The 24,822-nt window shown below is 34.0% G+C and carries 30 protein-coding genes; 25 read left to right on the top strand and 5 right to left on the bottom strand.

The genetic code is table 11. The features are described from left to right. Positions 1 to 7 precede the first annotated feature (7 nt). Positions 8 to 907, bottom strand: coding sequence for a Swt1 family HEPN domain-containing protein (locus M3627_RS08920; protein WP_251554884.1), 900 nt, complete (start codon positions 905 to 907; stop codon positions 8 to 10). A gap of 371 nt (positions 908 to 1,278) precedes the next feature. On the opposite strand from M3627_RS08920, the gene M3627_RS08915 reads away from it, so the two are divergent. From M3627_RS08915 to M3627_RS08875, 9 genes are all read left to right on the top strand, one after another. Continuing rightward, positions 1,279 to 1,614 carry a DUF6018 family natural product bioysynthesis protein gene (locus tag M3627_RS08915; protein WP_251554877.1) on the top strand — a complete coding sequence of 112 codons (336 nt, stop codon included), beginning with the start codon at positions 1,279 to 1,281 and terminating at the stop codon, positions 1,612 to 1,614. A 77-nt stretch (positions 1,615 to 1,691) separates the two neighbouring features. Next, positions 1,692 to 2,081 (top strand): DUF3846 domain-containing protein, encoded by a 390-nt coding sequence (locus tag M3627_RS08910; RefSeq protein WP_251554863.1) that lies wholly within the window; start codon positions 1,692 to 1,694, stop codon positions 2,079 to 2,081. Further along, positions 2,069 to 3,124, top strand: coding sequence for a DUF6094 domain-containing protein (locus tag M3627_RS08905; protein ID WP_251554849.1), 1,056 nt, complete (start codon positions 2,069 to 2,071; stop codon positions 3,122 to 3,124). Before M3627_RS08910 ends, M3627_RS08905 begins: the two co-directional genes overlap by 13 nt. Positions 3,125 to 3,140: 16 nt before the next feature. Further along, positions 3,141 to 3,347, top strand: a complete 207-nt coding sequence (locus M3627_RS08900; protein ID WP_251554832.1) for a hypothetical protein — start codon at positions 3,141 to 3,143, stop codon at positions 3,345 to 3,347. A gap of 94 nt (positions 3,348 to 3,441) precedes the next feature. Beyond that, positions 3,442 to 3,852 carry a hypothetical protein gene (locus M3627_RS08895; RefSeq protein WP_251554830.1) on the top strand — a complete coding sequence of 137 codons (411 nt, stop codon included), beginning with the start codon at positions 3,442 to 3,444 and terminating at the stop codon, positions 3,850 to 3,852. Between the two features lie 42 nt (positions 3,853 to 3,894). Beyond that, positions 3,895 to 4,074: a hypothetical protein gene (locus M3627_RS08890; RefSeq protein ID WP_251554828.1), complete on the top strand. Its 180-nt coding sequence runs from the start codon at positions 3,895 to 3,897 to the stop codon at positions 4,072 to 4,074. A gap of 117 nt (positions 4,075 to 4,191) precedes the next feature. Continuing rightward, the gene (locus M3627_RS08885) at positions 4,192 to 5,076 is read left to right on the top strand and encodes a DNA methylase N-4/N-6 (protein WP_251554826.1); all 885 of its coding nucleotides are present in this window, start codon (positions 4,192 to 4,194) and stop codon (positions 5,074 to 5,076) included. Between the two features lie 73 nt (positions 5,077 to 5,149). After that, the gene (locus tag M3627_RS08880; RefSeq protein WP_251554824.1) at positions 5,150 to 5,629 is read left to right on the top strand and encodes a hypothetical protein; all 480 of its coding nucleotides are present in this window, start codon (positions 5,150 to 5,152) and stop codon (positions 5,627 to 5,629) included. 1 nt (position 5,630) lies between these two features. Further along, a complete protein-coding gene (locus tag M3627_RS08875) occupies positions 5,631 to 5,966 on the top strand; it encodes a helix-turn-helix domain-containing protein (protein ID WP_251554822.1) in 336 nt (111 codons plus the stop codon). Positions 5,967 to 6,023: 57 nt separating this feature from the next. Here the strand turns inward: M3627_RS08875 and M3627_RS08870 are convergent, their stop codons facing one another. The 3 genes from M3627_RS08870 to M3627_RS08860 form a co-directional block, all read right to left on the bottom strand. Then, positions 6,024 to 6,656, bottom strand: coding sequence for a Cap15 family cyclic dinucleotide receptor domain-containing protein (locus M3627_RS08870; RefSeq protein WP_251554807.1), 633 nt, complete (start codon positions 6,654 to 6,656; stop codon positions 6,024 to 6,026). Continuing rightward, positions 6,656 to 7,567 carry a nucleotidyltransferase domain-containing protein gene (locus M3627_RS08865; RefSeq protein WP_251554805.1) on the bottom strand — a complete coding sequence of 304 codons (912 nt, stop codon included), beginning with the start codon at positions 7,565 to 7,567 and terminating at the stop codon, positions 6,656 to 6,658. The genes M3627_RS08870 and M3627_RS08865 overlap by 1 nt, the downstream gene beginning before the upstream one ends. Positions 7,568 to 7,672: 105 nt before the next feature. Then, positions 7,673 to 8,005, bottom strand: coding sequence for a YolD-like family protein (locus tag M3627_RS08860; protein WP_251554802.1), 333 nt, complete (start codon positions 8,003 to 8,005; stop codon positions 7,673 to 7,675). 188 nt (positions 8,006 to 8,193) lie between these two features. On the opposite strand from M3627_RS08860, the gene M3627_RS08855 reads away from it, so the two are divergent. The 3 genes from M3627_RS08855 to M3627_RS08845 all read left to right on the top strand — a co-directional run bounded on the left by M3627_RS08855 (position 8,194) and on the right by M3627_RS08845 (position 11,436). Continuing rightward, positions 8,194 to 9,198 carry a DUF3895 domain-containing protein gene (locus M3627_RS08855; protein ID WP_251554795.1) on the top strand — a complete coding sequence of 335 codons (1,005 nt, stop codon included), beginning with the start codon at positions 8,194 to 8,196 and terminating at the stop codon, positions 9,196 to 9,198. Between the two features lie 488 nt (positions 9,199 to 9,686). Next, positions 9,687 to 11,177 (top strand): DNA cytosine methyltransferase, encoded by a 1,491-nt coding sequence (locus M3627_RS08850; protein ID WP_251554785.1) that lies wholly within the window; start codon positions 9,687 to 9,689, stop codon positions 11,175 to 11,177. A 163-nt stretch (positions 11,178 to 11,340) separates the two neighbouring features. Beyond that, positions 11,341 to 11,436, top strand: coding sequence for a putative holin-like toxin (locus M3627_RS08845; protein WP_251554782.1), 96 nt, complete (start codon positions 11,341 to 11,343; stop codon positions 11,434 to 11,436). A gap of 226 nt (positions 11,437 to 11,662) precedes the next feature. Here M3627_RS08845 and M3627_RS08840 read toward each other — a convergent pair whose 3' ends face one another. Next, positions 11,663 to 12,058 carry a transcriptional regulator gene (locus M3627_RS08840; protein WP_251554774.1) on the bottom strand — a complete coding sequence of 132 codons (396 nt, stop codon included), beginning with the start codon at positions 12,056 to 12,058 and terminating at the stop codon, positions 11,663 to 11,665. Between the two features lie 449 nt (positions 12,059 to 12,507). Between M3627_RS08840 and M3627_RS08835 the strand changes: the two genes are divergently transcribed. From M3627_RS08835 to M3627_RS08775, 13 genes are all read left to right on the top strand, one after another. Continuing rightward, a complete protein-coding gene (locus M3627_RS08835; RefSeq protein WP_251554766.1) occupies positions 12,508 to 13,050 on the top strand; it encodes a hypothetical protein in 543 nt (180 codons plus the stop codon). 24 nt (positions 13,051 to 13,074) lie between these two features. Next, complete coding sequence (locus tag M3627_RS08830) at positions 13,075 to 13,314, top strand: hypothetical protein (protein WP_251554764.1); 240 nt, start codon at positions 13,075 to 13,077, stop codon at positions 13,312 to 13,314. Between the two features lie 603 nt (positions 13,315 to 13,917). After that, on the top strand, positions 13,918 to 14,160 hold the full coding sequence (locus M3627_RS08825; RefSeq protein ID WP_251554762.1) for a hypothetical protein: 243 nt from the start codon (positions 13,918 to 13,920) through the stop codon (positions 14,158 to 14,160). 108 nt (positions 14,161 to 14,268) lie between these two features. Next, on the top strand, positions 14,269 to 14,658 hold the full coding sequence (locus M3627_RS08820) for a hypothetical protein (RefSeq protein ID WP_251554760.1): 390 nt from the start codon (positions 14,269 to 14,271) through the stop codon (positions 14,656 to 14,658). Positions 14,659 to 14,731: 73 nt separating this feature from the next. After that, complete coding sequence (locus M3627_RS08815; protein ID WP_251554758.1) at positions 14,732 to 16,549, top strand: LPD1 domain-containing protein; 1,818 nt, start codon at positions 14,732 to 14,734, stop codon at positions 16,547 to 16,549. Continuing rightward, a complete protein-coding gene (locus M3627_RS08810; protein WP_251554756.1) occupies positions 16,542 to 16,943 on the top strand; it encodes a hypothetical protein in 402 nt (133 codons plus the stop codon). Before M3627_RS08815 ends, M3627_RS08810 begins: the two co-directional genes overlap by 8 nt. A 65-nt stretch (positions 16,944 to 17,008) precedes the next feature. Then, positions 17,009 to 17,368: a nucleotidyltransferase domain-containing protein gene (locus M3627_RS08805; protein ID WP_251554750.1), complete on the top strand. Its 360-nt coding sequence runs from the start codon at positions 17,009 to 17,011 to the stop codon at positions 17,366 to 17,368. Between the two features lie 220 nt (positions 17,369 to 17,588). After that, positions 17,589 to 17,879 (top strand): hypothetical protein, encoded by a 291-nt coding sequence (locus M3627_RS08800; RefSeq protein ID WP_251554740.1) that lies wholly within the window; start codon positions 17,589 to 17,591, stop codon positions 17,877 to 17,879. Positions 17,880 to 18,105: 226 nt separating this feature from the next. Then, the gene (locus M3627_RS08795; RefSeq protein WP_251554737.1) at positions 18,106 to 19,008 is read left to right on the top strand and encodes an ArdC-like ssDNA-binding domain-containing protein; all 903 of its coding nucleotides are present in this window, start codon (positions 18,106 to 18,108) and stop codon (positions 19,006 to 19,008) included. A 117-nt stretch (positions 19,009 to 19,125) separates the two neighbouring features. Further along, the gene (locus M3627_RS08790) at positions 19,126 to 22,470 is read left to right on the top strand and encodes a DEAD/DEAH box helicase (RefSeq protein WP_251554728.1); all 3,345 of its coding nucleotides are present in this window, start codon (positions 19,126 to 19,128) and stop codon (positions 22,468 to 22,470) included. Positions 22,471 to 22,516: 46 nt separating this feature from the next. Beyond that, complete coding sequence (locus M3627_RS08785; RefSeq protein ID WP_251554719.1) at positions 22,517 to 23,221, top strand: hypothetical protein; 705 nt, start codon at positions 22,517 to 22,519, stop codon at positions 23,219 to 23,221. Positions 23,222 to 23,459: 238 nt separating this feature from the next. Further along, positions 23,460 to 24,161 carry a hypothetical protein gene (locus M3627_RS08780; protein ID WP_251554717.1) on the top strand — a complete coding sequence of 234 codons (702 nt, stop codon included), beginning with the start codon at positions 23,460 to 23,462 and terminating at the stop codon, positions 24,159 to 24,161. A gap of 11 nt (positions 24,162 to 24,172) precedes the next feature. After that, the gene (locus tag M3627_RS08775) at positions 24,173 to 24,700 is read left to right on the top strand and encodes a hypothetical protein (protein WP_251554710.1); all 528 of its coding nucleotides are present in this window, start codon (positions 24,173 to 24,175) and stop codon (positions 24,698 to 24,700) included. Positions 24,701 to 24,822 lie beyond the last annotated feature (122 nt).

Below are 24,822 nucleotides of genomic sequence, written 5' to 3'. Positions count from 1 at the left end.
TTTTACCTTAAAATAGGGATTCGATTGTTTTCTTTTTCATTGTTTGCTCTATCTGTTTCAATATAGAGTTATAATAAACTTTCATTAAATCTCTTTCATCTTTGGATACAAAACTATTATGTGCTATAAGATTTCGACAATCGGCCATCTCTGTGATTTTTTGACTTATAAATTCTTGAGAAGGAAAATATTCTTTAAACAAATTCCAATTATTATTTATTAAAGTCGAAATATCCTTAAAATCTAAGTAAAATAAATCATTACCACCTCGAACGCTCAGCCACTTTTGATTCTGTTCTTTAATTTTTCGAGAAGTGATAGTATTTCTTAACGAACTTGAAATGGTAAGTTTTTCAAAGTATTCCTCTCCAAAAGATTCCTTTGCTACATTTTCAATAAACAACCTCAAAGAGTTTTCAACTAAGTATAGATAAGTATACGTTTCAGCCATATACAAACCTTTTTCTCTTATATCTTCAGGAAGGATACTCTTCAAAATAGAATTAGAACTAGTATTAACTCGTGTTTCAAATTCCAGAAGAATATCATCCTCTAACTCAAAATCTGAAATTAAATCAGGAACAAAAAGAATTTCTTTAATATCAAAACCCACTGTTGCAGGAATAAGCCGTTGACATATAGTTTCTAACTTAATTTTATTTTCCATCGTATCAAGATTGTCTAGATAATTTGGATTTACTATAAATTTTATATTTATCCCCGTTGCATTCCATCTGCTATCAGAAGAATTGTCTATATAATAAGACATACCTAATTCTTCTATGGATAGAACAGATTTTTGTAAATGCATAGATAACTCTGATTCCCTTGCTCTTTTAAGTTCCAACAAAACACCAGTTAGTAATTTTTCCTCTGTAAAAGGTAACTGATACGTAAAATTACTCAACCTTATCCCCCCTAAAAACTTTTATTCAACTATTTTAACATTAGTTTCCATTACTTATTATCATTTTCCAATCAGTTATCTAAATTAAAAAGAGAATTTTATATTTATTTTCTTAATCTCCCCCAAATTTCACGGAAAATAAAGTTTCCTTTTTAAACAAGGATGGTATAATAAAACCATACTTATTAAATTCTTTTTTATGCAAATCTTCCTTTTGGAAACGATTCTGCGGTGACGATTAAATATAGCCTTTGGGCGATTAGTGTTTCATAGCAATTTTTATCTTTTGCTATGCTATTAATCAGCTCAAAGGCTTTTTTGCGCCCAAAAGGATTTAATTAGTAAAAAAACTTTGGGAAAGGGTGTTATTGATGTCTAAAAACATCGGAGCAGTACAACAAATTTCAGTTATGGAGAGAGTAGGAAGAGAGGTTTTCAATACGGTACCACGAGTCGATTGTACTTACCGTGTTGAAGTGAGAACGTCGGATGGAGCTATCCGTTATTATGGGTTACGAACTCAAAATAAAGCGGCAGCACGGAAAGAGGCAGTTAAAATTATTAAACAACTGCTTACTAGCAATGATGACCGTATCCTTTGGAGAATGGCTGGAGAGAGAAATTGGAGTTTAAATGTACCGGTTAATAAAGTATCTAAGTTCAAACGAGGACTGAATTGGTTTTTTGACCTCGAAGATGTAGATTAACTAATTAAAATAATAAATGTAGGGGGTATATCGCTTATATGCAGATATACCTTTTATTTTTGAGAGGGGAAGATACTTTGAATTTAAAAGTACTAATCATGCAACCAGGTAGTAGCTACTGGAAAGAGTTTAATTTTACGTGTTACGAAGAGGTCATGTCACTTATAGGTGGACGTTTATATTGTCTACATTTAACAAATGATATCGACTTATGGATGAGGCATCCAAAGTGTCAAGAACAACAAGAAGAGAATATTTGTATAGTCGATCCAGTAGAGGATTATACTAAACAGTTATTCGGAAGTATCTTTATGGTTGGACACGGTAAGAATGGTGGGTCTGTATCCCTTAGTCAAAAGCAGATAGAGTGGATACGTCAACACACACAAATAACAAAAGAGGAAAAACAACTTAATTTGTCTGAACCAACTTACTTAGTGAAGGGGGCAGCACTGTGTCACAGATAGGAAGCAAACTTAAAGCGGGGTTTTTTGCTAGCCCTCCAAGACAAGGGGAGTATTTACGAAGATTGCTATCATTTGAAGGAGAGGCTTCTGTATTTGATCCTACATGTGGTGAAGGGTTGATATTACAACAACTAACGGAAGCCAGGGAGGAAAGTGATTTTACTATTCATACGTATGGGGTTGAACTGGACAAAGGGCGAGCTGCTAAAGCGAAAGAAACCCTTAAGACTGCTATCCAGGCTCCTATTGAATCAATGGTAATATCCCACGGAATCTTTTCAATGATTTATCTCAATCCGCCATATGACAATACTATGTTAGGCGTTGGCGATGAACATACGGAAAGAAAAGAGTATACAGAGTTAATTCGCAACAGTCGTTATCTTTCGGTTGGTGGTCTGATGATGTATGTAATTCCTTCTTATCGCTTTGCAGATAAAAAGATTGCTAGATTTTTATCCTCCAACTTTGATCAGATTGGAATTACCCGTTTTACTGATGAGGATTATCCTGACTATCGACAATGTGTATTTATCGGTATTAAAAAGGATCCAGACACTATTTCTTTAAATCAAAAGTGTTTTGAATTTTTGCAGCGGATGGAGAGCGAGCCTTTTGTATTAAAAGAAGTTTCCCCGCTTAACAAATTAGTAGGCCACAAAACTTGGAGTATTCCTGCTGGGGTTAGCGAGGTACCAACGTTTTATAGTCGTATTCAGAATAAAAGCGACTTTATACCAGCTATCCAGCAAAATAAAGGATTTCAAGCATTTATTCAACGAACTAAACCTAAACAGTTAGAAATTGGTGGGGACCCAATCATTAACATAGCTCAAGGTCAGATGGCATTGCTATTGGCCTCGGGAGCGGTTAATGGATTACTCGGTGAAGGTGATTCACTTCATGCAATTCAAGGAATGGAGACTGTCTCTACACAAGTAACAGAGGAGCATACTGAATATACGACGATTACTAAAAAACGAACGAAGCGTGAAGTTTCTGTAAAGATCATCACACCTTCTAAAGTTAAAAAGCTCGTGTAATAGGGGAGAGAGTAATTTGGAACAACAAGAGCAATATGTATTAAGCAGCATGATTCAGCTTGTTCAAAGTTTAGAAGAACTGGCTGAATATTATATGACTGCTGCAGACGATGTTAGAGCAAACATGGATGAGAATTATCCTTTCTCTATTTCTTTAGAAAAGAAATTAAAAGAAATAAGAACTTGGAGAGATTCTTACGCTAGAGCGAGGATTAAAAGATGAACGCTATTTTTTGATTTAGATAAACAAGAAGAGTTGTTAGAAGGCATACAATAAGATTTTTGTATGCTTTTTTGCATCTTTTAGGAGGGCAAGTATGATAATTTCGCGAGAATTTATAGAAAGAGTAATTCAGGCATCTAACGAAAAATTGATATATAGTAAAGAGTTAATTTATAAAGAAACTGTGAATACATTCATGTATTCCTTGATTGGATCGGAGCATATGCAGGCTATTAGGAAGTTAAGCAAGCAAATGGTTGAATCCGCTAAATTGAACTCTCATGCTAGGAATGCCTATGTTCACTTTTATAGAGTACTTACTGACAACATTGATTATGGCTTTGAAGAAGGAGAAAAGGTCTTCTATTCATTCTCGTCCCATGCCAAACGTATAGGCAATATTCAAAAAATCGATGGGAGTAAAGCCTATTTCTCAGATGTGATTGTCAGTCTTCAACTAGTGTCCAAATTTGAGGAAAAGCCAATACAACTAAGTTTATTTTAACGAAGAGTATTTAATTATTGATAAATGAGGGGAGTCAATAGAATGAAATCAATCGTTTCTTATGTGAAAAAAGGTAGGGAGTCTATAAAACATTATCTAAATGTTCGTTCATGGAAGAAGGATATTAATAAGAAAGCAAAAGTGGTAGCAAAGAAGTACGGATATAAAAAGAATTCTTACGAATATCAATTACTTTTAAACCACATTGCGAACAGTGATTGAACATATGGTTAGCATACAAGTGATTGTCTTGTATGCTTTCTGTTCTTTGGCCTAATTGCCATGATACTTACTAATTAACTTCATGAGATTAAACTATATAAAGAGGGAGACATTTTAATGCAATCAATTGTATCTTATCCAGATAGAGGTAAATGGGGAAATAACAAATACAAAGGGAATTGTACAGGGTATCTAATTAAAGATTTGTTAAATGAGTACAAGCCTAAATTTTTTGTAGAGGTTTTTGCTGGAGGAGGAACAGGGTTTGAAGTAGCGCGTAGCTTGGGGTACCAAAATTCTATTCACCTGGATCTAAATGGGAAGTTTGGAGAGAGCTTTAATATATTGACGGATGAAATACCATCCGGAAGTGATTTTGTGTTTTCTCATCCCCCTTATCACACCATGCACACATACAGCGGGGAAATGTGGGGAAGTGAAGCCCATCCAGATGATTTGAGTCGCTGCTCCAGTTATGAGGAGTTCATTTATAAAATGAATATCTGTAATTCGAAGATATACAACTCACTTCTCAATGGAGGGAGACACGCAATGCTTATTGGGGATATGAAATTAAAAGGCAAATACTATTCCATGATTAAAGACTTAGCTTGGTATGGAGATATTGACAGCCACATAATAAAGGAACAGCACAATTTTCGTTCTCAGAACAAAAATTATAATGGTAAGTTCATACCAATTGTTCATGAACATCTACTTGTCTTTAAAAAGAATAGTATATGGTCCATTCCCGTACAGAGAACTATGACAGTAATTAAAAATCTCCAGGATTCGACATTAGCAACTTGGCGTGATCTCGTACAAGCAGCATTGCAGACTTGTAATGGAAAAGCGAAGCTTGCAGATATTTATAATATTTTGAGAGACACAAATAAAGCAAAAAGAAACCCAAATTTTGAGGCAAAAGTACGCCAAATCCTGCAACTAAATAAAGAATTTACTTCTGTAGAACGTGGAGTTTGGATGTTAGCTGCAGCTTAATAAAAAAACAAGGAGTCATATATGACCTAAATTATTTGAAAATAAGAGTCATATATGGTATGGTGAGCATACTATGATAAAGTACAGACCAATAATCACAATAGCAGATGAGAACAATCAGGAAGTAGTATCTGATTTCTTAGAAAGGTTAAGACAACAATCTTTTCATTCGGTAAAAGCTAAAATGCATCTATTATTTATATTACGTGCGTTAGACCTATTAACGGTAACACCATTAAGTGTTTTACAAGACAACGTGGAGATAACGATTGATCTGGATGGTATGGAACGGACCAAACGGTATGAAATAGTCAAACCATTAGGAGTCAAACCTATCTATGAATTACGTTATGGTTTAAACGAAAATGAACATTTACGTTTCACCTTCTTTCCCTTCTTTTATGATGGGGTAGAATCCTATGTATTTGTTAAGGTTTTTAAGAAGACTAAGCAACCTCCTAGTGATGAAACAGATCAGATGAGGGACTTAACTTATCAAATGTTCCAACGAGTTCTTGCTAATCCTGAATTATACTTAAAGGGAGAGGATTAATATGAAAAAGAAACCAAGAAATTTATTAGATGGCCAGTTAACTGCAGGACACTCTGATCTAGAGGAAAAGCTATACGGATTAGGAGCAGTCTACGGGAAAATAATTTTCGCTTCTAGAATGGAGAAGGGATTAACTCAGCGAGAGCTTGCTGAAAAAGCGGGCGTTGGTTTAAAAACAGTTACTAGAGCTGAAGGTGGATCCGATAATCTCGGAACATTAACTTATGAAAATCTATTTAGAGCATTAGATTTAAACACAACTGCAGTAGCAGAAATGATGTATCAATTAACTCACGAGTATAGAGATCAAGAAAGTATGACTGTAATGTATATTTAAGTAATATAGAAAAAAATCATCTTACCTTATTAGTAAACTAAAGGTAAGATGATTTTTTTATTGTTCATTATTTTCATCATCAGAGAGATGTGTAACAGCTTCATGGGTCTTGTAATTTCTTACTAATTGAAGTTCACCATAGTTAACATTATCCGGGGGCTCGTTATAATACTTTCCTTCAGTGCTATTCTCTTTTAAGGTAAACTCTAAAGCAGTAAGACCGCTGTGAGAATTCATAGTACCTTCAGACTTTGCCAGGTTATTTTTGTTCATATAGACATACCTTAGTATGGTCCTAGCACCATTGTTAGTTTCTATATTAGCACTAATACTATACGATTTTGATTGATTGAAATTTCCTGAAATGCATATTTGTGTCCAGGTTTGTTTAATGTGAATTTCTGCTGGTAAAGCCTTTTCAAATTTATGATATGACGAAAATAAAGAACCTTTCCAAGTACCAGATAGATTAGGTGTTTTCACTATACCTAGCGTATGGAGAATTTTCCATTTCCAAATCCATTTATCAAAACAAACGAAGAGAACACCAAAAATAGAAAAACAGGTAATCGAAATATGAATATTATTTAAAGAGAAAAAGCTATTAATCCCACTAGTAATGAGTATAGAGACCGTAACCAAGAGAAAGTATATTGTCTTTCTATCATAATCTACACTATATTGATGCATTACTCCCCCCATCCATTCCATAACAATGTACATTCATTAATAAACTTACTGGCGTCGCTTGTATTCCACTGTTCCTTTGTATTGCCAAATAAATAGAGCATCTCATTTTGGCATACAAATGAATTCATATTATTATTGTTTTTTCCTAACCATAATAAAACATTATAGACTGTTTGTTGTAAGTTATTTTTAACAAAGTGATCATTAGGTACGTTGTACAATAGGTTTTCAATAAAATAAGATGGAGCAGTGCTTTTCTCCAAAACGCTTCTACTAACTAGAGTCTTTTTCATATTTTTAAAAATTCGAACTGTCTTTTTGTACACCTTTTCTGTTTGTTGATTCTTTTGAACGCCGTATTCATAATGTGATTTTGGGTAATTAATAACCTCTCGATTCTCTTTCGAAGTAAAAAATTTCATACCTTCACTATAGGTATTAGTATCTTCAGTATTTCCCTGGTAAACTCTATACTTTCTATACTGGACGCATGGGACTACATCAGCTTCATAAGTACCTGTATTTATTTTTATAGATTTATTACCAACTTCCACATTGTTATAACCAAAAGAGTTTACTAGTGTATCTAATACTTCTTTTTTATATTCAGACCAGGAGTAACTACTACGGGAAGTATGAGCATTGTATAGATCCCTTTCAGTACTACTCAGAGCAGAAATATCATCAAAATACATATTATTTGTCTGTACAACAACATCAACATCGCTATTACCATAAATATTTGTACTATTTCTATAAGAACCTTGCAGGTAAATAGACACCGAATTTTTATTAGTAATAAGGGAACTGTTTCCTTTTAGAGCAGATTCTATCCTTTCTCGTAATGCTTTGGGAGTTTCCGTTGCTCCTTGATTTGACCAGGTTTCTAGTTGAGTAATAGGTATTGCCATCTATAATTCCTCCTTTTCTATAATTTTACCTCGGTTTCCAAAAAAATGATTTTCTTATACTTTTTTTCTAAAAAATTGCTTAAATAATAGAAGATTTAGTTGGTTTTAATTATTTATTTGAACATATACAATATCTTCGACTTGTATATCATGGATTTTAAAGGGATCCTCTAGAGCTATTGATTTCTTTGAAATATCAACACCCTTCATTTCGCCCCTATATTGTCTTATTTTGCCTTTTATCCAAGTCCTTACTGTTACATCTGATTTCATTAAATAAGCCCTTTCTAGGTCCTCCTGCAGCTCTACAACTACATATTCATCAATGTAGGGTTTAGCAACTAATTTTTGTTCTTCTTTATACTGTCTTAACAACTCCACATGTTCTGGAAGCATCATAGAAGTTGTCCATTTTACATTTCTACGTTTATCTATCATTGAGAAAAACCACCCTTCAATAAGAATATATGTTCGTATTTTAACCTATTTTATCATAGAAATTCAATGATTATATTTGTAGACCGAAAATCCAGGAGTAAACATAGAACTTTTCTTCCAGAGTATACCAATTAGTTGTGGAAATTTGTATAATAACAAAAAGATTATAATTAATTGGAGATGAACAAATGAACATCGATCTACTAGAATACCAAACACATCGTGATTCCTTTCGAAGAGAAAAATATTTGCCAATAAACAAACGGGAAGAATTGTTAGATTTAACTACTCCTGCCCAAAGAGACTATCTTAATTTTTTATTAAAACGAGGTAAAAAAACCATTTTTGCAAATGCTATGGCCAGCTATAAAGGAATGGTGCTGCCGGAAGATGTTACTAGTCAGGAAACTGAAATGTTATTAGAGGAATGGATTTTAGAGGATTACATAGATAGTGGTTTTGTTAACAAAGAAACCTGTTGCGAATGTGGAAGACCTTTAAGGTATCAATATGTTGTTCGCCATTTAACCACTAACCAGGTACTTAAGTTTGGCTTGAACCATTTTGAGCAACACATGGAATTACCAGCTGAGGTTGTATCTGCTGTAAAAAAAGGCTTTTTAAAAATTGACTATGAGCTAGATGAAGTGCTCCAAAAAATAGAGAGTGGTTGGTCTTTTGAGAAGAATATTGGTGAGCTACCAGAGGGGTATATTCTAAAACCAGAACTGAATGATATGAGGGAGCTTGATTTACCTCTCTTGGATCGTCAAATAGATGCTTTAATTCGAGACTTAAATGAATTTCATGACTCAAGAGAACCAGCAATAGATGAAGTTAATAATGAACCTATAACCATTAATAGATTTCAGACTACAAATGCTTCTAGGACATCCTTTTTCGTAAACAATGCATTGGATTTAGACTTTGGTACCTCAGATAGAGTATTTAGTTCAATTCCATATTTGCAAGATAAAGCCCACGAAATGGTGTTGAGCGGCATTTCTAGCACTAGAGTAATTTGTGAGGTTCTCATAGAGAAACATAGAGCTCCTAGAGAACGTTTTCTAACAGGAAAACCTAAAATATATCCTGACATCGCGATGCATCTTGAATCATATGTACAATCCGGAGAATTTAAAGTTACCCATGAGAAGGATAAGAAAGATAGGAAATACTTTCCCGTTAAATAAAAAAAGCCCCGTAGGACTTTTCTATTTAGTAAGCAGCGACGATAATGATATTAACTGTTGCAATTAGAATGTTTACAAGCGACAACCTAATGCTTAGTACTTCATAAGTAGACATAAACTATACACCTCCTTAAACGTTTGTAATATTATAAGCACCCATTATGAATCTATAACATTACTTGGATAACGATGATGTATGGTTCGATAAAAATAATTTGAAACCTTTAAGGTATATTAAAAATGTCAAGAAATATTATTATATGTACTTAAGTACTTTTTTGAAGAACATTTACGCCAAGGCATTTTTCTGCTAATATTTATATAAATCTTTTCAATTTTCTTTTATGCAAACGTAGAAAATTACGTTCTGTGGAGATAACTAACTATGTCTTTGGACAATTTGTGTAGTAGCTTATTAGCTATTTTATCAAATTATCCAAAGGCTTTTTTTGTTGGGAAGATAAAATTCTTTGGGAAGGGTGTTAGTAATGACAACAATTAAGAGAGGTACTGAAACCAATTGTAGAGATTTAGAGGGAGCTAAAGGTTACGAATTATTACTAAAGAAAGTTTACACCGTATCAAGTAAAAATGATCCTGAGACTCCACGAGTCTGGTTACAATCTCTAGTATGCAAGCGTGCTGGATTCGAGAAAGGGCAAAGTTTATATGTGTCAATAGACGAAGAAACTAAAGAAATTACTATCCAAACTAAACCCATTACTAATAAGGACACAACCGTTTCGGTTAGTGGTCGTACAATAGGTAGAGGAGAGAGTCCTATTGTCGAACCATTAGTAGATACAGCTAGTATTCGTTATAAATCGATTATTAGGGTGCGTCAAAAGGTAGAAATAAACGTTTTTAGAGACTTACAAACACTGGATTGTAAAGTAGTTATCAGACCGTTGATATTTAATATTTTCGATAAGGAGACATTTGTAAAACCATCTGATAATCGTATATCGCTATTATCCGTATGTTCCGGAGCTGGTTTTGGAACAGCTGCTTTTGAAGAAACTGGAGCATTTACGAGTGTGGGAGCTATTGAATTAGAGGAAGACAGCGCTGAAGCGTTTATTCATAACTTTCCTAATAGTTATTTATTCAATGGAGATCTAAGGGACGTTGCTGCTTTACCTAAAGCGGATGTTATTCTTGCAACTTTGCCGTGCAATCAGGCGAGTACGTTAGGTGAAGGGATGGAAGGAATCATGGATGATTTAATCCTTGCGACAACTGAAATTATAAGAGCAGCAGAGAGCAGAATTGTGTTTTTAGAAAATGTGCCGAAATGGTACAAAACTGAAGGATATTTACGTCTGAAATCACTCCTGCTTGACGAGTATCCATTTTGGAGCGAAGCAACTATTGAGAGTTTTGATTTTGGTTCTATTGCCAGAAGAAAAAGAGGTTATGCATGTGCTTTTAAAACAGAAGAAGAATTCTTAGCCTTTCGTTTTCCAAAACCACCAGCTGCACCACGTCGAAAAAAAGTGAGAGAATTATTTGATAAGAAGGATTCTCCTAATTATGAGTGGAAACCTATAGATACTTGGCTTAATAACTTTAATGAGCGTGGTAAAAACGGCGGTTCCTGGAAGGACAGAAGTATTGATAAGACATTTGTTAAAGGCAATGCGACAGAGCTTCAATGTATACCAAAACGTTATACAAGCCAATCAGCATCTAACTCGTATATATTAAGTGAAGATGAAAAATCTTTTAGATTTCTAACCCTTAAAGAACTAATGAAAATATTTAAGGTTCCATCCTGGTTTTCTTATCCAGATAGTATTGGTAAAATTCGTTCATATGAGATGATAGGGCAGTCAGTAGATGGAGGCATATTTCAAGCAATTGCGAATAAAATTGCAGAGGTATTTTTTGTGAATCGTACAAGAAAAAATAAAGAGGCAACTCAGCAACTTTATAATTTCCAAATCGATTCTGAGGAACAACTAGGATTTGTATTTTGATACATTTGGGAGGTAAATTTACCTCCCTTTTTATATGGAATTAGAAGTATTATATGATTAAATATGGTATAATTAGAGAGTAATAGAATTCGGTTTCGAGGGCGGTTAGAGCATCTTTTTTTCCATTACTTCACTAAATGTGAAGGGAAAGGAGATGATCTACATGACGATTTTTGAATCGCTAAGTATCATGATTGGTTTCAGTACACTAATCGTAACTATACTTGCTTTGTCATTTACTTTTTCACAAAAAAAGTAAACCGCCCCTTAGCCGTGAAAGCAATTTGGGACGGTTTACTTACCTAATGCGCTAATCGCCTTGGAAGCGATACTATTACATGACTACTTGATGCTGGAACATCAGGTAGTCTTTTTTATTTATTCATCTTATACCATTATTATACCACTTATGCGTCTGTTTTCAAGCCATACTATTTATAAGGTGTAATATCCAGAATACTTTATAATAATAACCTTCTTAAATGTTATACATACGTTTTCCCCTGCTTCACCCAATTAACTATTTGTTCGTAATCTTTTTTTAACAAGTTATATTCAAGAGTAATTTTTTCATAAGTTTGTTTCATCTCATCATAACTTTTCATCGCTAACTGCAGATGATTTTCTATAGTCGGTGAGTCGGTTGTTTCTTGTGTTGATAGTGATACTTCTTTTTTAGTTGATTCCCTTTTAAAAAGGGTGGGACGAAGATTTTTATTCCATCTAAAAGCGCAGGCTTGTTTTGAACGACCTAATAAAATGCTTGCTTCTTCAAAACCTGATATTTGTGTCTGTCCTTGCTCTATTTTATTTAAGATTATTTCTTTTAAAAGATTGTCGTCTTCCAGAGTCCAACTATCTTTTCTAAGCTTTACATTCATGTTACCACCCTTTGCTTTTTTTATAACATATGCAAAGTGGGCATAAAAGAATCAAAAAAATGAATTTTTTCTTAAAGTAAAAAAGAGGTAAAGGAATCTAATGATGTCATTCCTAACATTTGCGAGTAAAGAAAAGCTCTATCCCATTAACTATGAGATAGAGCTTCCTTGCTATTTTTAAATATTATATAGAAATGTAGTATCATAAATATACCGTATAGAGTCGGTAAGAAAGAACTTTAGCTTAAAGTATAATAGCCCCATGCTATACCTCATATCATTGAGTTTATAGAAAAACCAAGGAATTTCCTCTAAAGATGGGATATTCCCTCCAGATATATATTCATTTAATTAATGGAATTTAGCATAATATAAATATCTAATTGATTTAGTAGATTATTATGATAATTCAGTTTATAATAGAAGTAACAAAATTTAGGAGGTTTTTTATGAAAAAACTATTAAAGTCTATTTCTATTTTTTTACTCGTATTATTATCATTTTCTTCTTTCCAGTTAAAACCTGCTTTAGCTGATAGCCCAGAATCCGATTCGACTCTTAGTGTTGAGTATCCTATTGATTTAATAGAACCCTTAGGGGAAGATGATGAGCTTCCTTTCTGCCAAGGAACCTTCAATAGTCCCGATGGAGAATCTTATGTGACCATACAAACAAACACTGGTTCAGTTAATCGTTCAATACAATTTGGATTTTTCATAAAACCAAGTGCTTACCACAAATACAGACCTGGAGTAGATGTATCTGCGTCGGCATGGGTAAATAATGTTAAAGCTAATTCACCATACCCAGGTCACTATGAAGTCCCGGAGTATAATTTTCATGGTAGTATGAAGGTTTATCAGGTATCAGGTAAAAATTATAATCTTAAATCCGGTGATATAGTTAGACTTTATTGGTCAGGATCTAACCCTACATCGATTAACGGTGTTAAAAATGTCACGTTGCTTAACCTTGAATGTGCAGTAAAATAAAATTCCCAGATAGAAGGTTAAAAGATGCCAAAATGGAAACGAGAAAATATTATATTCGATAGTTTTTACGAAGCAGATGTATGGGCTGATTCAATAGGAAATGAAATTTATGCAAGACTGTATGATGGTTATGACACACCTGATTATAAAATTGCTTATTCCTTAGCTTTTAGACTTGCTGGGATGAAGGAATTAAGAGTCCTTACAGAAATCACATTGGATGAAGATGATAGAAGATATAAAGTTTGGGTAAAATCTTCTTAGAAATTCGTGAGTAAGTGTTACAAGGTGAATAAAGGTAAAAAACCACTATCATTAAGGTAACGGACTTCCCTTTATTTAGCAGCTAATTCTTTCCGTAGTTTGTAACTGATTAACAAATCCTCATTATTTAATTTTCAAATCGATTTTGAGGAACAACTAGAATTTGTATTTTGAAAAACTTGGGAGGTAAATTTACCTCCTTTTTTATCCGTAGGTTTCAAAGTGAAGTGTTCCGCTCCTTAAAACCCGGAAAATAGTGAAAGGATATTTGCCTCATATACTGCGTCAGTTAGAGATAGTAATTGCGGGAGTTATTGACGCAGTAAAAAACCCTGTTATATTGCATATTCATTAAAGATCATTTTATCCTTAAAAGCCTGTTATTTACAGACATAAACAAATCTGCTAACATAATGTTAATACTATTTCTTTTCTTTTTTATGCAAACCTTCCTTCATGAATGGTTCTGCGGTGACTATTAAATTATGGCCTTTGGGCTGATTGTGTTTCATAGTTTTTTACTATGTTAATAATCAACCCAAGGGTCTTTTTTGTGTTCATTTATAAAAGGGATAGTAAAAATTTTGGGAGAGGGTGTTATGTATGAGTGAATCTACTCTACAAGGAAGAATGAATGCTATGAAAGAGGGAGTGTTAAATTTATTAAAAACAAAAGGGAGTTATATTGAGCATTGTCCTAAGCAAGGTTTTATCTATCGCTATATTGGTTCTATTGCCGAAGTAGTGGGAAAAGACCTTGCGGATAAATTTGGAGAAATTGTAGAGCTAGCAATAGGATTTAGAGATGGAACGTTATATTTACTAGCTATTAAAAAAATTGCTTAATATATTAGAAATGATATAAGAAGCCTGAGAGAGTTCAAATAACTTAGTCAAGAGAAAAAAGGATTCTGAATATGGAATCCTTTTCTTTTTATTAAAAAGGAGAGTAGCATGTCAGCTAATATAAATAAATCATTTGAGTGGGATGAACAAAGTGAAGATATAGTAAAAAGGGTAGTCAATCAAAAAAATTTAGTTAGCCTTTCCACACTTATCTCAGAAAAAACGATTTCTACTATTGGAATTAAAAATGGATATTTTAAAGCGGAACCTAGCTTAACGTTTGAGTTAGTAAGCTTTGAATTAGTGGATGGGCCGAGCATGAGGCCGAGAATAGAAGGTAAGCACTTATTATTAGACCTATGGTTTAAAGCTCCTACAATGAATAATCCGGGTGTCCTACGAGAACGTATGGTAGATGGACAGCGACAAGTTTTATTAACCATCGTAATTATTAATATCGATTTTATATCAACAAAGTATAAACGATATACCTGGTAATAGAGAGGCAGCAAAAAAGAATCCTTTTAAGGATTCTTTTTTTTATTAAAAAAATTAAGGGAGAGAAAAAACAATGCAAACAAACCAAATAACAATGATTGAATTTCTAGAACAATTATCAGGTGAGCTAACAATTCCACCAGTGAAGCAAATAGAGGACATACGCTCGGATAAACAAAAAGGCAATTCCATTTCCTATGACGTGGGCGAAAAGATAGGCGGAGCAGCAAAAGATATAAGTGCATATAGAGTAAATTTTCTATCGAAACCTTCTTTGGCACTTTTAAAGGAAATAGAAAATATGGATGTACGTGTAGCAGCTGAGGTACTAAAGAGAGAGACATTCTTTTCCTGGTTCTCCCTAGAGTATTGTAGGGAGCGCGGAGTCCTTCCTGGAGTGGCTAAGGCTATGCAGTTGTTTATTAGACGTATACCAAAGGAGTCTTCTGATTCGGCTGAAGCACGTGAGAGATATACTCGTACCCTACTAATCTTAAGTAAAGGACTAGAGGGAGTTCATACTGTTGAGGATTTTTTAAGTTTCTATAGATATATTTCTGCTCTTTTATCTGCAGACTATTTCGTCAGAAGAGCAAGGAGTCATGAAAAGTTCAAGTCTCAAGAAAAAGGATATTTAATGCTAAAAGATCTAGCAGATGATTTAGCATTGAAGGACTTTGAAGGACCTTTTAAAAATTATTTTTATAAAACGTCCTCCCAAGATTCTATTTTCAAATACATTAATGAGGAAAATTGGGATGCTGTTCTACCAACTCCAAAAGCGAATAAAGAAACGAGTAATAAGCCACAAGGACATAGTTGGAAGAGAGACATTCCTAGTAGTCCAATGAGAAATGCAGGAAGTTCATTTTACATTTCCACTCCAGAAGAATTTGTACATGCCTATGGTTTTCGAGCTTGTGAATTTGGCAATTGGGTGGAGGATGATAAAGCAGCTTTCCATCTGACTAAGGCTTCTGAAGCATACATTGATCTGGCAGAGATTTTAACTATACCAAAAAAAGCAGTGAGCCTTAATGGTTTATTAGCAATGGCCTTTGGTGCGAGAGGTAGTGGAAGAGCATTAGGACATTATGAAGCTTCTAAAAATGTCATTAACTTAACCAAACATAATGGGTCTCTTGGTATTTTAGCTCATGAATGGTTCCATGCATTAGACAGCTATTTATACAATGCTAGTCATAGCTTTGAAAATGGCAAGATGGGATTCCTCTCTAAAACAACAGAAGGAACAGCCATCTTTGAAGTACAAGACCAGATGAACAACTTGCTAAAAGCTATTAAAGAAGGTACTTCTATCGCCCACATAGATGTGAGAAATGTAAAAAACACATATAACGTTTATGAACCTTTTGAAGCTTTGTACCAAGCAGTAAAAGGTAATCTTCAGTCTTTTATGGACATTGAGATTAGAGACTTTGACGGGAAGGTACAGCGACAATTAGATGGGTATGTACCGACTACGTACAGAGAAAAAGAGATTAAAAAGTATACTACTAAACGTAAGAGATTTATTCGAGAAAAAGCTGAGGCTTTAGCTCAATACCATTTTAAAAAGACTGGTGAGCAAGTACTCAGAGTTCCATACACTGTAAACCATTCGGCTCTTTTACAAAGTTCAATAGAAATGGATAAAGGGATTCTCGGAAAGTACTGGAGTTCAAATGTAGAACTGGTCGCTAGAGCATTTGAAAGCTATGTAATAAAAGAATTAAAACAGCTTCGCTGGACTAGTGATTATTTAGTATGTGGTATCGGAGGAAACATTTATCCAGGGGGAGAAGAAAAGGATCGGATTCATGCTGCTATGAGTGAGTTTATAAATTTAGTAAGACCAATTTTAATAAAAGGTTGTGGTTATGATGAATAGAAAATTAGAGTATTTTTTGAAAATAGAAGTAAATGAGAGTATGGAAATTATAGAGGATATAATTACTTATGAACCTTTAGGTGATATGTCTAGAGAAACATTTATTAAAAATAATTTAAACTCAATCTGTCCATCATTTGCAACGTTTTTTGATTCAGTTAATATCTTATTTGATGGTTATGCTTTTATGATGGTGAATACTCCAATCATTGAATTAACAATTGATAATTTCCATCGAGATATTGTAGGAACTTTCCTAATAGCAAAGACATTTGACCAGAGAAAAAATCAAAATGCAATAGGATTTAGTTCAGAAAAAGAACTCCTAAAATCAAAGGATAAGCTAAATATCAAATATAGATATGTCGGAGAAATGAGAGATATATTTATTTGAAGTTGGCCATAATAAAAAAAGTAAGTGAGTTTATTCTTTACGTTAGATTAAAGGGAGTTAGTGATATGAACACTATTGGACTAGAACAAATAATGATCAAAGATATTTTTCAAATCGTCAGAGAACATATTGCGGATAGGTTAGCACCTATAGACGAATATTTTGAATTAAAAAATATTGCAATTGTAGGAAGTCGAATTAAAGGAACACACAATCATGGTAGTGATCTGGATATAGCATTTGAATACCGAGGAGCTATTCGTTCTGATTCCATGTGCGATATTTTAAACGGAGATGAACCATTGTATATTGAAAATATGAAAGTTGATTTTATTCCTAACTCCCTAGAGAAGGGTGAAAAAATGATTTTTAACAGTCATATGATTTCTCCGATTTCTAGAAAGTTAGTTAATAAATCATATTGACCGAGGATAAACAAGAATTTTTTGCATACTTTAACCTGTCGAAATTTGGCTTTTCAATTTATAATTGAAATGTTATAATGACATTGTTAAAAGCGATACCCATTTGGTATCCGCAGGTGCTGACTAATTACGCTCTTTGGAGCCTTATGTAGATTTCTACATATTGGTATTCAAAGGGCTTTTTTTATTGGTCAATTTGCAGAAAAAGGAGAAATGAAAAATGAAAAATATCACAAAGATTGATTATATTAGCTTAGATGAAATAAAAGGTTATGAATTTGGCTTAATTGTACATTTAGAAGAACCCATGCAGCCTGTGGAAGTTTTGGTTATTCACCATGAATCATACATGACCAGGACTTTAGATTTTACTGAAGGTGTATCAAACGCAGAGAACATTGCAGAAAGTTTTATTCAAAGAGGATTTAATTGTAACGGCTTGAAGTTTAGTGGAATCTCCAATTACCACTTACCTATAGAAGAGGAAAATGTAAATGTCTCAATTATTTAACAGTAATTATAGTTTTTCTTTCCTGTGTGAGTTATAATAAATGTAATATTTTTTTCTTTCTTTTTTTGCAAGTCCTCTTATGGGATTCTGCGGTGACGATTAATATAAAGTCTTTGGACTAATTGTGTTTATAGTGTTTTTTACGCTATATAAACAATCATTCCAAAGGCTTTTTTTGTTGTTGTAAGAAAAAAATATATAAAACTTTGGGAAAGGGTGTTAATTAATGGCTAAAACCTCGTACAAACGAAAAACAGCCGAAGAAATGCAAGAGGAGGTCCAAGTATTACTGGATACACTTCAAACGGGGGTACTAAATTTTCAATATGAACCTGAAGCTTTTAAAGCTATGTTAGCTATGCAGTCGTTAATACCAACCTATTCATTTAGGAATATGATGTTAATACGTGCTCAGATGCCACATGCTAGATTTATTGCTTCCTTTCTAAAATGGAAAGAATTAAACCGTTCTGTGCGTAAAGGAGAGAAAGCATTGCGTGTTCTAGCACCTCGTATTATTAAAGAGATAGACGAAGCTTCAGGAATCGAGGAATCTAAATTAATTGGATATACAAGTGTACCAGTTTTTGATGTATCACAAACAGATGGTGATCCTCTACCTATTGATGATTATAAACTAGAACTAACTGGAGAATCAGAAGAAGCTATTCGTATATTTGAATGGGTTAAGCTACTCGCTTCTGAAGATAATTGTCCATTAAAGAACGGAGATGCGGAGGGGGCTTGTGGTTATTACAATAGGGTGGAACATTATATAATGGTCGATCAAAACCTTAGTATTAACCATCGAGCAAAAACAGCTGTGCATGAATTGGTTCATAGCAGAGTTCATCGTCATGATACTAAATCATCAAAAGAAGAGAAAGAATGTGTTGCAGAAGGTACCGCCTTTATCATTTGTTCCTACTTTGGCCTAGACACAAGTAATTACTCATTTGAGTATGTTTACGGTTGGTCTAAAGATAAAGGAGAATCTTTGATCAAATACGGTACTATGATTCAAGAAACTGCTAGCTCATTAATAGCAGGTTTTGAACGGGTAGCAACAGCTCTTTGTATGCCCTTAAACGGAATGAGAGATGTGGAACAAAACAAGAGTGTAGCGTAAAAATAACAAATGAAAATATGAATTATCAAAGATAATTTATGAGGAGTAACAATTTAACTGTGCATTTTATTCGATGCCTGGTTTAAATTGTTTTTTTTATTAAGGAGAGTGTATTTTATGACTAAATACTTACAAGAAACAGAAGATAACCCTAAAATGCTTCAAGTATTTTTAAAAGAAGCGTACCATGAGGTTCTTTGCTATGGCTTAGCTAGTCTTGAAGGAAACAAAGGTCAAGGTGAAAAATTGTTATTTACCATCATCAGTGGTAGCGATTCTGCTTTACAATCCATTAAAGCATCCATTGATATTGGGAGTAGAGGCATTAGTTTTGGTAATGGTGAAAAAACTAATACTAACTATTTATTTAAGAGAGAAAAATACCTCTTTAGTGAAAAAGGTAAATACGAAATGTATCCCATGACTCTTAGCAGGACTCGAAAAGCTCTTGCTATAGTACACGAATCAATACTTAATAATAGTGGATATGTTTTATCAATAGGGGGAAATCCAGCCAATGATATAGCTCAGTTACTAGGTGGATCTCAGTTCGGACTTCATATTTTGCCCGAATGGAAAGAGACCGTTTTACATGAGTTAATTCAGAGCAAACATCTGATAAAACATGAGATTTACTATGATGGTGAATTGTTTCAAGAGGGTGTTGATTTATTTTCTTTAGATCTTACGGAAGAAGCAGCCGACCAATTTATAGAACGGTTGCTAATAGAAAAGAAAATAGTTTTTCCTCGTCAAGGTGATGGGAAGAAAGTAGAAGAAACAGAAGAGTTAACTACGTACTTGTTAAATTACAATGAAGCAATGGTTAAAAAACTATCTGAATCAGTAACACCTACACATAATCCATTAGAGCATAATTCTTTAGAACATTTTTCTTCCTTTCCACGAGAGCTTTTTCCTGTACAAGGACACAGTTCAACAGCAGTGGTCAAAAGGCTTAAAGAACAAAAAGCCGTGATAATACAGGGTGAAATGTCCACAGGTAAGAGTGCTATGATGACTGCTATTAGTGAAGGTTACCACCATTCAATTGGAATGAGAGGATACCATGTTTGCCTAATGTGCCCTCCATCCCTAACAAGTAAGTGGCCAAGTGAAATCAGAGAAATATTACCCCATGCCAAAATTTTTGTAATAGACAAGGCAGATAAGTTAATTGCTTATCATCGGGAGTGGGTAGCAAAAGGAAGACAAAAACCCTTAGTTCCAACATTTTTTGTTATTTCCTTTACTGCGATGCGCGGTGATTCTAAAATTGCTCCAGCTGTAAAATACCAACATAAGGTAACAGCAATACAGAAAGCAGCTAATAGCTCTTATAAAAAAGGTATTTATTGTTCTAATTGTGGGAAACCGCATCAAACCATAGAAGCAGTTATATCAAGAATAAATGCAGATGGATTTGAAGTGGAGGAAAAGCTTACTCACAATATGACTGCTGAGGAGTTTGGAGAGAGTAGACGAATACAAAATGGAGTAAAGCCAGCAAATGCGTTTTGTTCTCATTGTGGAGATTCCTTATGGACTAGAAGAGTTCCTCAACGGTTTTCTTCCTTCAAAGAATGGACAGCTCATGAAAAACGTATATCGCACGCAATTAAACAAAAAAATCCTAAGTTATATAAACAAATACAAAGTGAGTTGCCAGAACACCCTAAAGCAACAGGCTTACCGCGTCGAATTGCTACAATCGAATACATCCGTCGAAAGATGAAAGGGTGGTTCCATATGGCAATTGTAGACGAGGTTCATGAATTAAAGTCTGGTAATACTGCTCAGGGGAATGCGCTCGGATCTTTAGTAGGAGCCTCTAAAAAAGTAGTAGCTGGTACAGGTACGCTCTTCGGGGGTAAGGCAGAGGACATATATTATCTTCTTTGGAGACTATTTCCTCAAATGATGGTAGAGAGTGGATATAAATATCAAGAGGTCACTAGATTTAATCACGAGTTTGGCAATATCGAAGAAACCATTTATACATCAAAAGGTGAAGCGATTGAACAAACAAATACTCATTCTCGAGGTGGAGATAATCGAAGAACTCAAAAGGTAGTGCCAGGCATTTCACCTTTCATATTCGGCAAATACATGATCCAAAATATAATTAATGTTCGCTTGAAAGATGTGTGGCCGGATCCAGTGGAGCTTGTGAATACACCTACTATATTTGTTCCTATGTCTCCCGAGTTAAAAGAGGCATATGAAGAAATGATCTATTGTTTTGAAGAAGCAATTGATACTAGGGAAGATGGTCAAATGCTTTATTTACCAATGACTGATTATGGTATTGCTTACCCTGACAATCCTTTTACTTTTCCTGACGCATACTACAAGATGACAAATGGAGTACGCGAACTTATATGGAGTGCGAAACATCTTAGTGAAGATATTACACTACCGAAAGAAGCAAAACTCCAAGAAATCATAACTGGAGAAATGGAAGAGCGCAGGAAGTCTATCGTCTATGTAAGAGATACTGGATCATCAGTGGCGGGGAGAGACATTCGACCAAGGATTAAACAAAAACTAGAGGAAATTGGAGCCAAAGTTTGCATATTAGATACGTCTAGTACCAAAACCAACTCCAGAAGTGAATGGTTAAAGAAGAAAATAGAAGATGAAGATTATGACGTATGTATTGTTTCACAAGAATTAGTGAAGACGGGATTAGATCTGTTATGTACGCCTACTTTAATTTACTATCAATTCTCTTGGAGTTTATTCACTATCAATCAATCTAGCCGAAGAGCATGGCGCATCGGTCAAACTGAAGAATGTAGACTATTCTATTTAGCATATGAAGATAGTTTTCAGCAATATATGGCCGAAATCATTGCTAAGAAAAATAAAGCTACAGCTGCCATTAACGGCGAAATTTCAAGTGATGGTTTATCAGCAATGCTTGGGGATGATGGAGATTTACAATCCATGCTAATTCAAAGCGTCAAGCAAGGTGGGAGTGCATTAAGAGGTTCTGCAGAGGATTGGATAGCTCAAAGCTCTGACCGGGCTAGAGAATTACTTGCTGGCATTGGTAAAAAGAAAAAGCCATCTCTCTTAAAACAATTTGAAGACTGGATAACCCGTGAAATCAAAGAGGGAGTTACAAAGCAATGTATGCTAGAACGAATAGAGGTCTTGGCAGACAATATTGAGCAAAAACTTATTCCTGGCTTTGTCTGGAATGGGAAAACTTTAAAAATAGATATTGTGGAAGCGTTTGGATTTGAGAGAGACATCGTTTCAGATGGAGCTATACTAAGACACCTATGTTTACCACAAACTAACTTGAACAAACAGTCAAAACTAGCAAAAGAGACTAACAGCGAAATAGAGTCTAGTACTCCTATCATTTCTATATCTCTTGATAAAGCGAGAGAAAAGAAAAAGAAAAAGACAGCAGTTTCTGACGGACAATTAGCATTCGATTTGTTTGGATAACTAAATTATATGAGTTGAAAACAATCAAAATATGGGAGGAAAAGAAATGATTTTCTTGATTGAACAATTAGCAATACAGAGTTTATTGTTTTTTATGACAATGGGACAAACCCTTTATTATAGTTTTGCAAAATTCGAGCTTCCGAACCAAGTAGAAGTACAACCACTATGGGGCTATCATGCATTAACTGTTCAACCGCTAATACAGGAATCTAATGAAAGTATGGTTTCACAAAGCACTGTGGAAGAGCCAGTAAAATATATAGCATCTCAATTAAACACAGAACAAGAACAGTTCTTAACTAGTTTCTTAAGCCAAATCAATCATATTCATAACGATTGTATAACGCCTCTTTCTAATGAAGAAGTAGAAAACGAAATGTTATCTATGGATGATTGGAAAGAGGAACCTACTCCTGTTTCTGTAAATAAAAGACTAGCAGCTAAAGCAGATACACGTATTTTGGATAATAAATTTGGTGAACAACTATGGGTCATAGAAGTAGTTGGAGAGGAACAAGGCTATCTTCATGTAAGTGATGGAAGCGCTAGAGCTTGGGTGGATGCAATTGAATTTGGAACTTTTAATAAAGGTGACATTCTGTCCATGTTAGTAGATAGAAACGAGCAAAATCATGTGATTGCTAAAGCTATCGATCTTCTTCAAGAAAGATCAATGCATTTTGCAATAGAGGAACATAATTATGGGGATATGGGCGCAGATAGGGATTATAGCTCAATTGCATCTTAACCATGCCCTATTTAAAGGATACCAATTGCAAAATTGGGTCCTTTCTACTCGGTATTTGTTAATGGTTAAATAAGTATCAAGTAGAAAGGATATAATTAGTAGGTAATTTATCCTTTATTTTACCATTCTTTAGTTTTATTGAAACATTTGATTGATTAGGTACAATGATATGTATTATCCTTATGGAAGAATATTAAAATAATACATATCCGTGCCATTATTAGGAGGCAAACTTAAAATGAAAAGTGATTTGGATGAAGTAATACAAATTTCACAGTTTTCAAGGAATGAACAAAATAAAGTTTTTGCTTTAGCGAAAGCAGAACAAGTCATTCTTAATGAAATTGAACTAGAATACAAGAAAAAAACGGGCATAATTATCGTTAGGTGTTCTGGTGTACCGGGTGAACCAATGGCGATTACTAACTCTTATTATGAAATGTTACAAAAACAATTAACAACTCTCAAACGTACCATTAAGTCTAGTGTTAGAGAACTGAGAAGTAATTTTGTCATGAAAATCAATATATCTGAACAAGGAGAATTCGATTTAGATTTTGTGGATGTAACCATTAAGATTGATTTCCCAAAATTTGAAAATCCGAAGAGTTATACTGTTTTAAATTCATTTAAAGAATCATTTAGAGTATTGAGGCCATTCGCAGACTATACAAATTCTTTGTCCGTTAGAGGACATCAGTTTCGACTGTCTGTAATCGAAGCAGATTTAACTTTGTCTATAGAGGACTTTATAGAGGTCATAGCTTGTCCTATAGTCGGTCCTCGCACGGAAAAGCAATGGTACTCTTTTTCAACAAAAGTTTACAAAGAAGTTAAAAAGCAATATAAATTTAATGTTACCTTACCCTGTGTAGATGGCGAGCTTATATGGGATATAAAAGAAAAGAAAATCTTTTTACAACACCAAGAACTGTTTTAGGGGGATTTTAAATGCATACAACACTTTTAAGTGCCATATCCAATATACCTAAGTTTGGAAGTAGAGAATTTACTCCTAATAAAGAATTTAATACTGACGGCCTTATATCATCTTCTACTGAATTGGGCGTAAAGTTATATAGCTGGGGAATTATTGCATTAACAGCAATTTTTGTTCTCGGAACCTTAATGATGATCCTTTCCGCTATTTTTAAAAATGGTCAGTGGCAAAAACTAGGTCAAAATTCTATGTTCTGGTCCTTTGTTTCTCTTTTATTACTAAGAGGGCTGCCTATATTAATTTTATCTATTAGGAATACGAATGATATTGATTCTTTGTTTAACGAATTTATAGTCTCACTGAGCTACACAGCAGTCTACTTAGGAGTAATCAGTTTAGCCTGCGGTCTAATGTTTAAATTAGGTCATAAATTAATTAAGCATCCTGAGTTTTATCGGCGCTCCAAAACTTTGTTTATGGTTTCAGTCATAATGGTCAGCCTCTCTATTTTAATACCTAACGTTTTTCCACAAGTATAATTCTTGTAGATTAAGAGTAGTTGAGTTTGGTATAATAAAAGAAATAAATAATTAAAAGGGTGTACCCCTCAAATATACACATTCCATACTTTTGGATATGTGATATTTGAGGGGTATTTTTG

Source organism: Psychrobacillus sp. MER TA 171, assembly GCF_023713305.1.
Lineage (GTDB): Bacteria > Bacillota > Bacilli > Bacillales_A > Planococcaceae > Psychrobacillus.
This window is presented reverse-complemented; position numbering and strand designations above follow the sequence as displayed.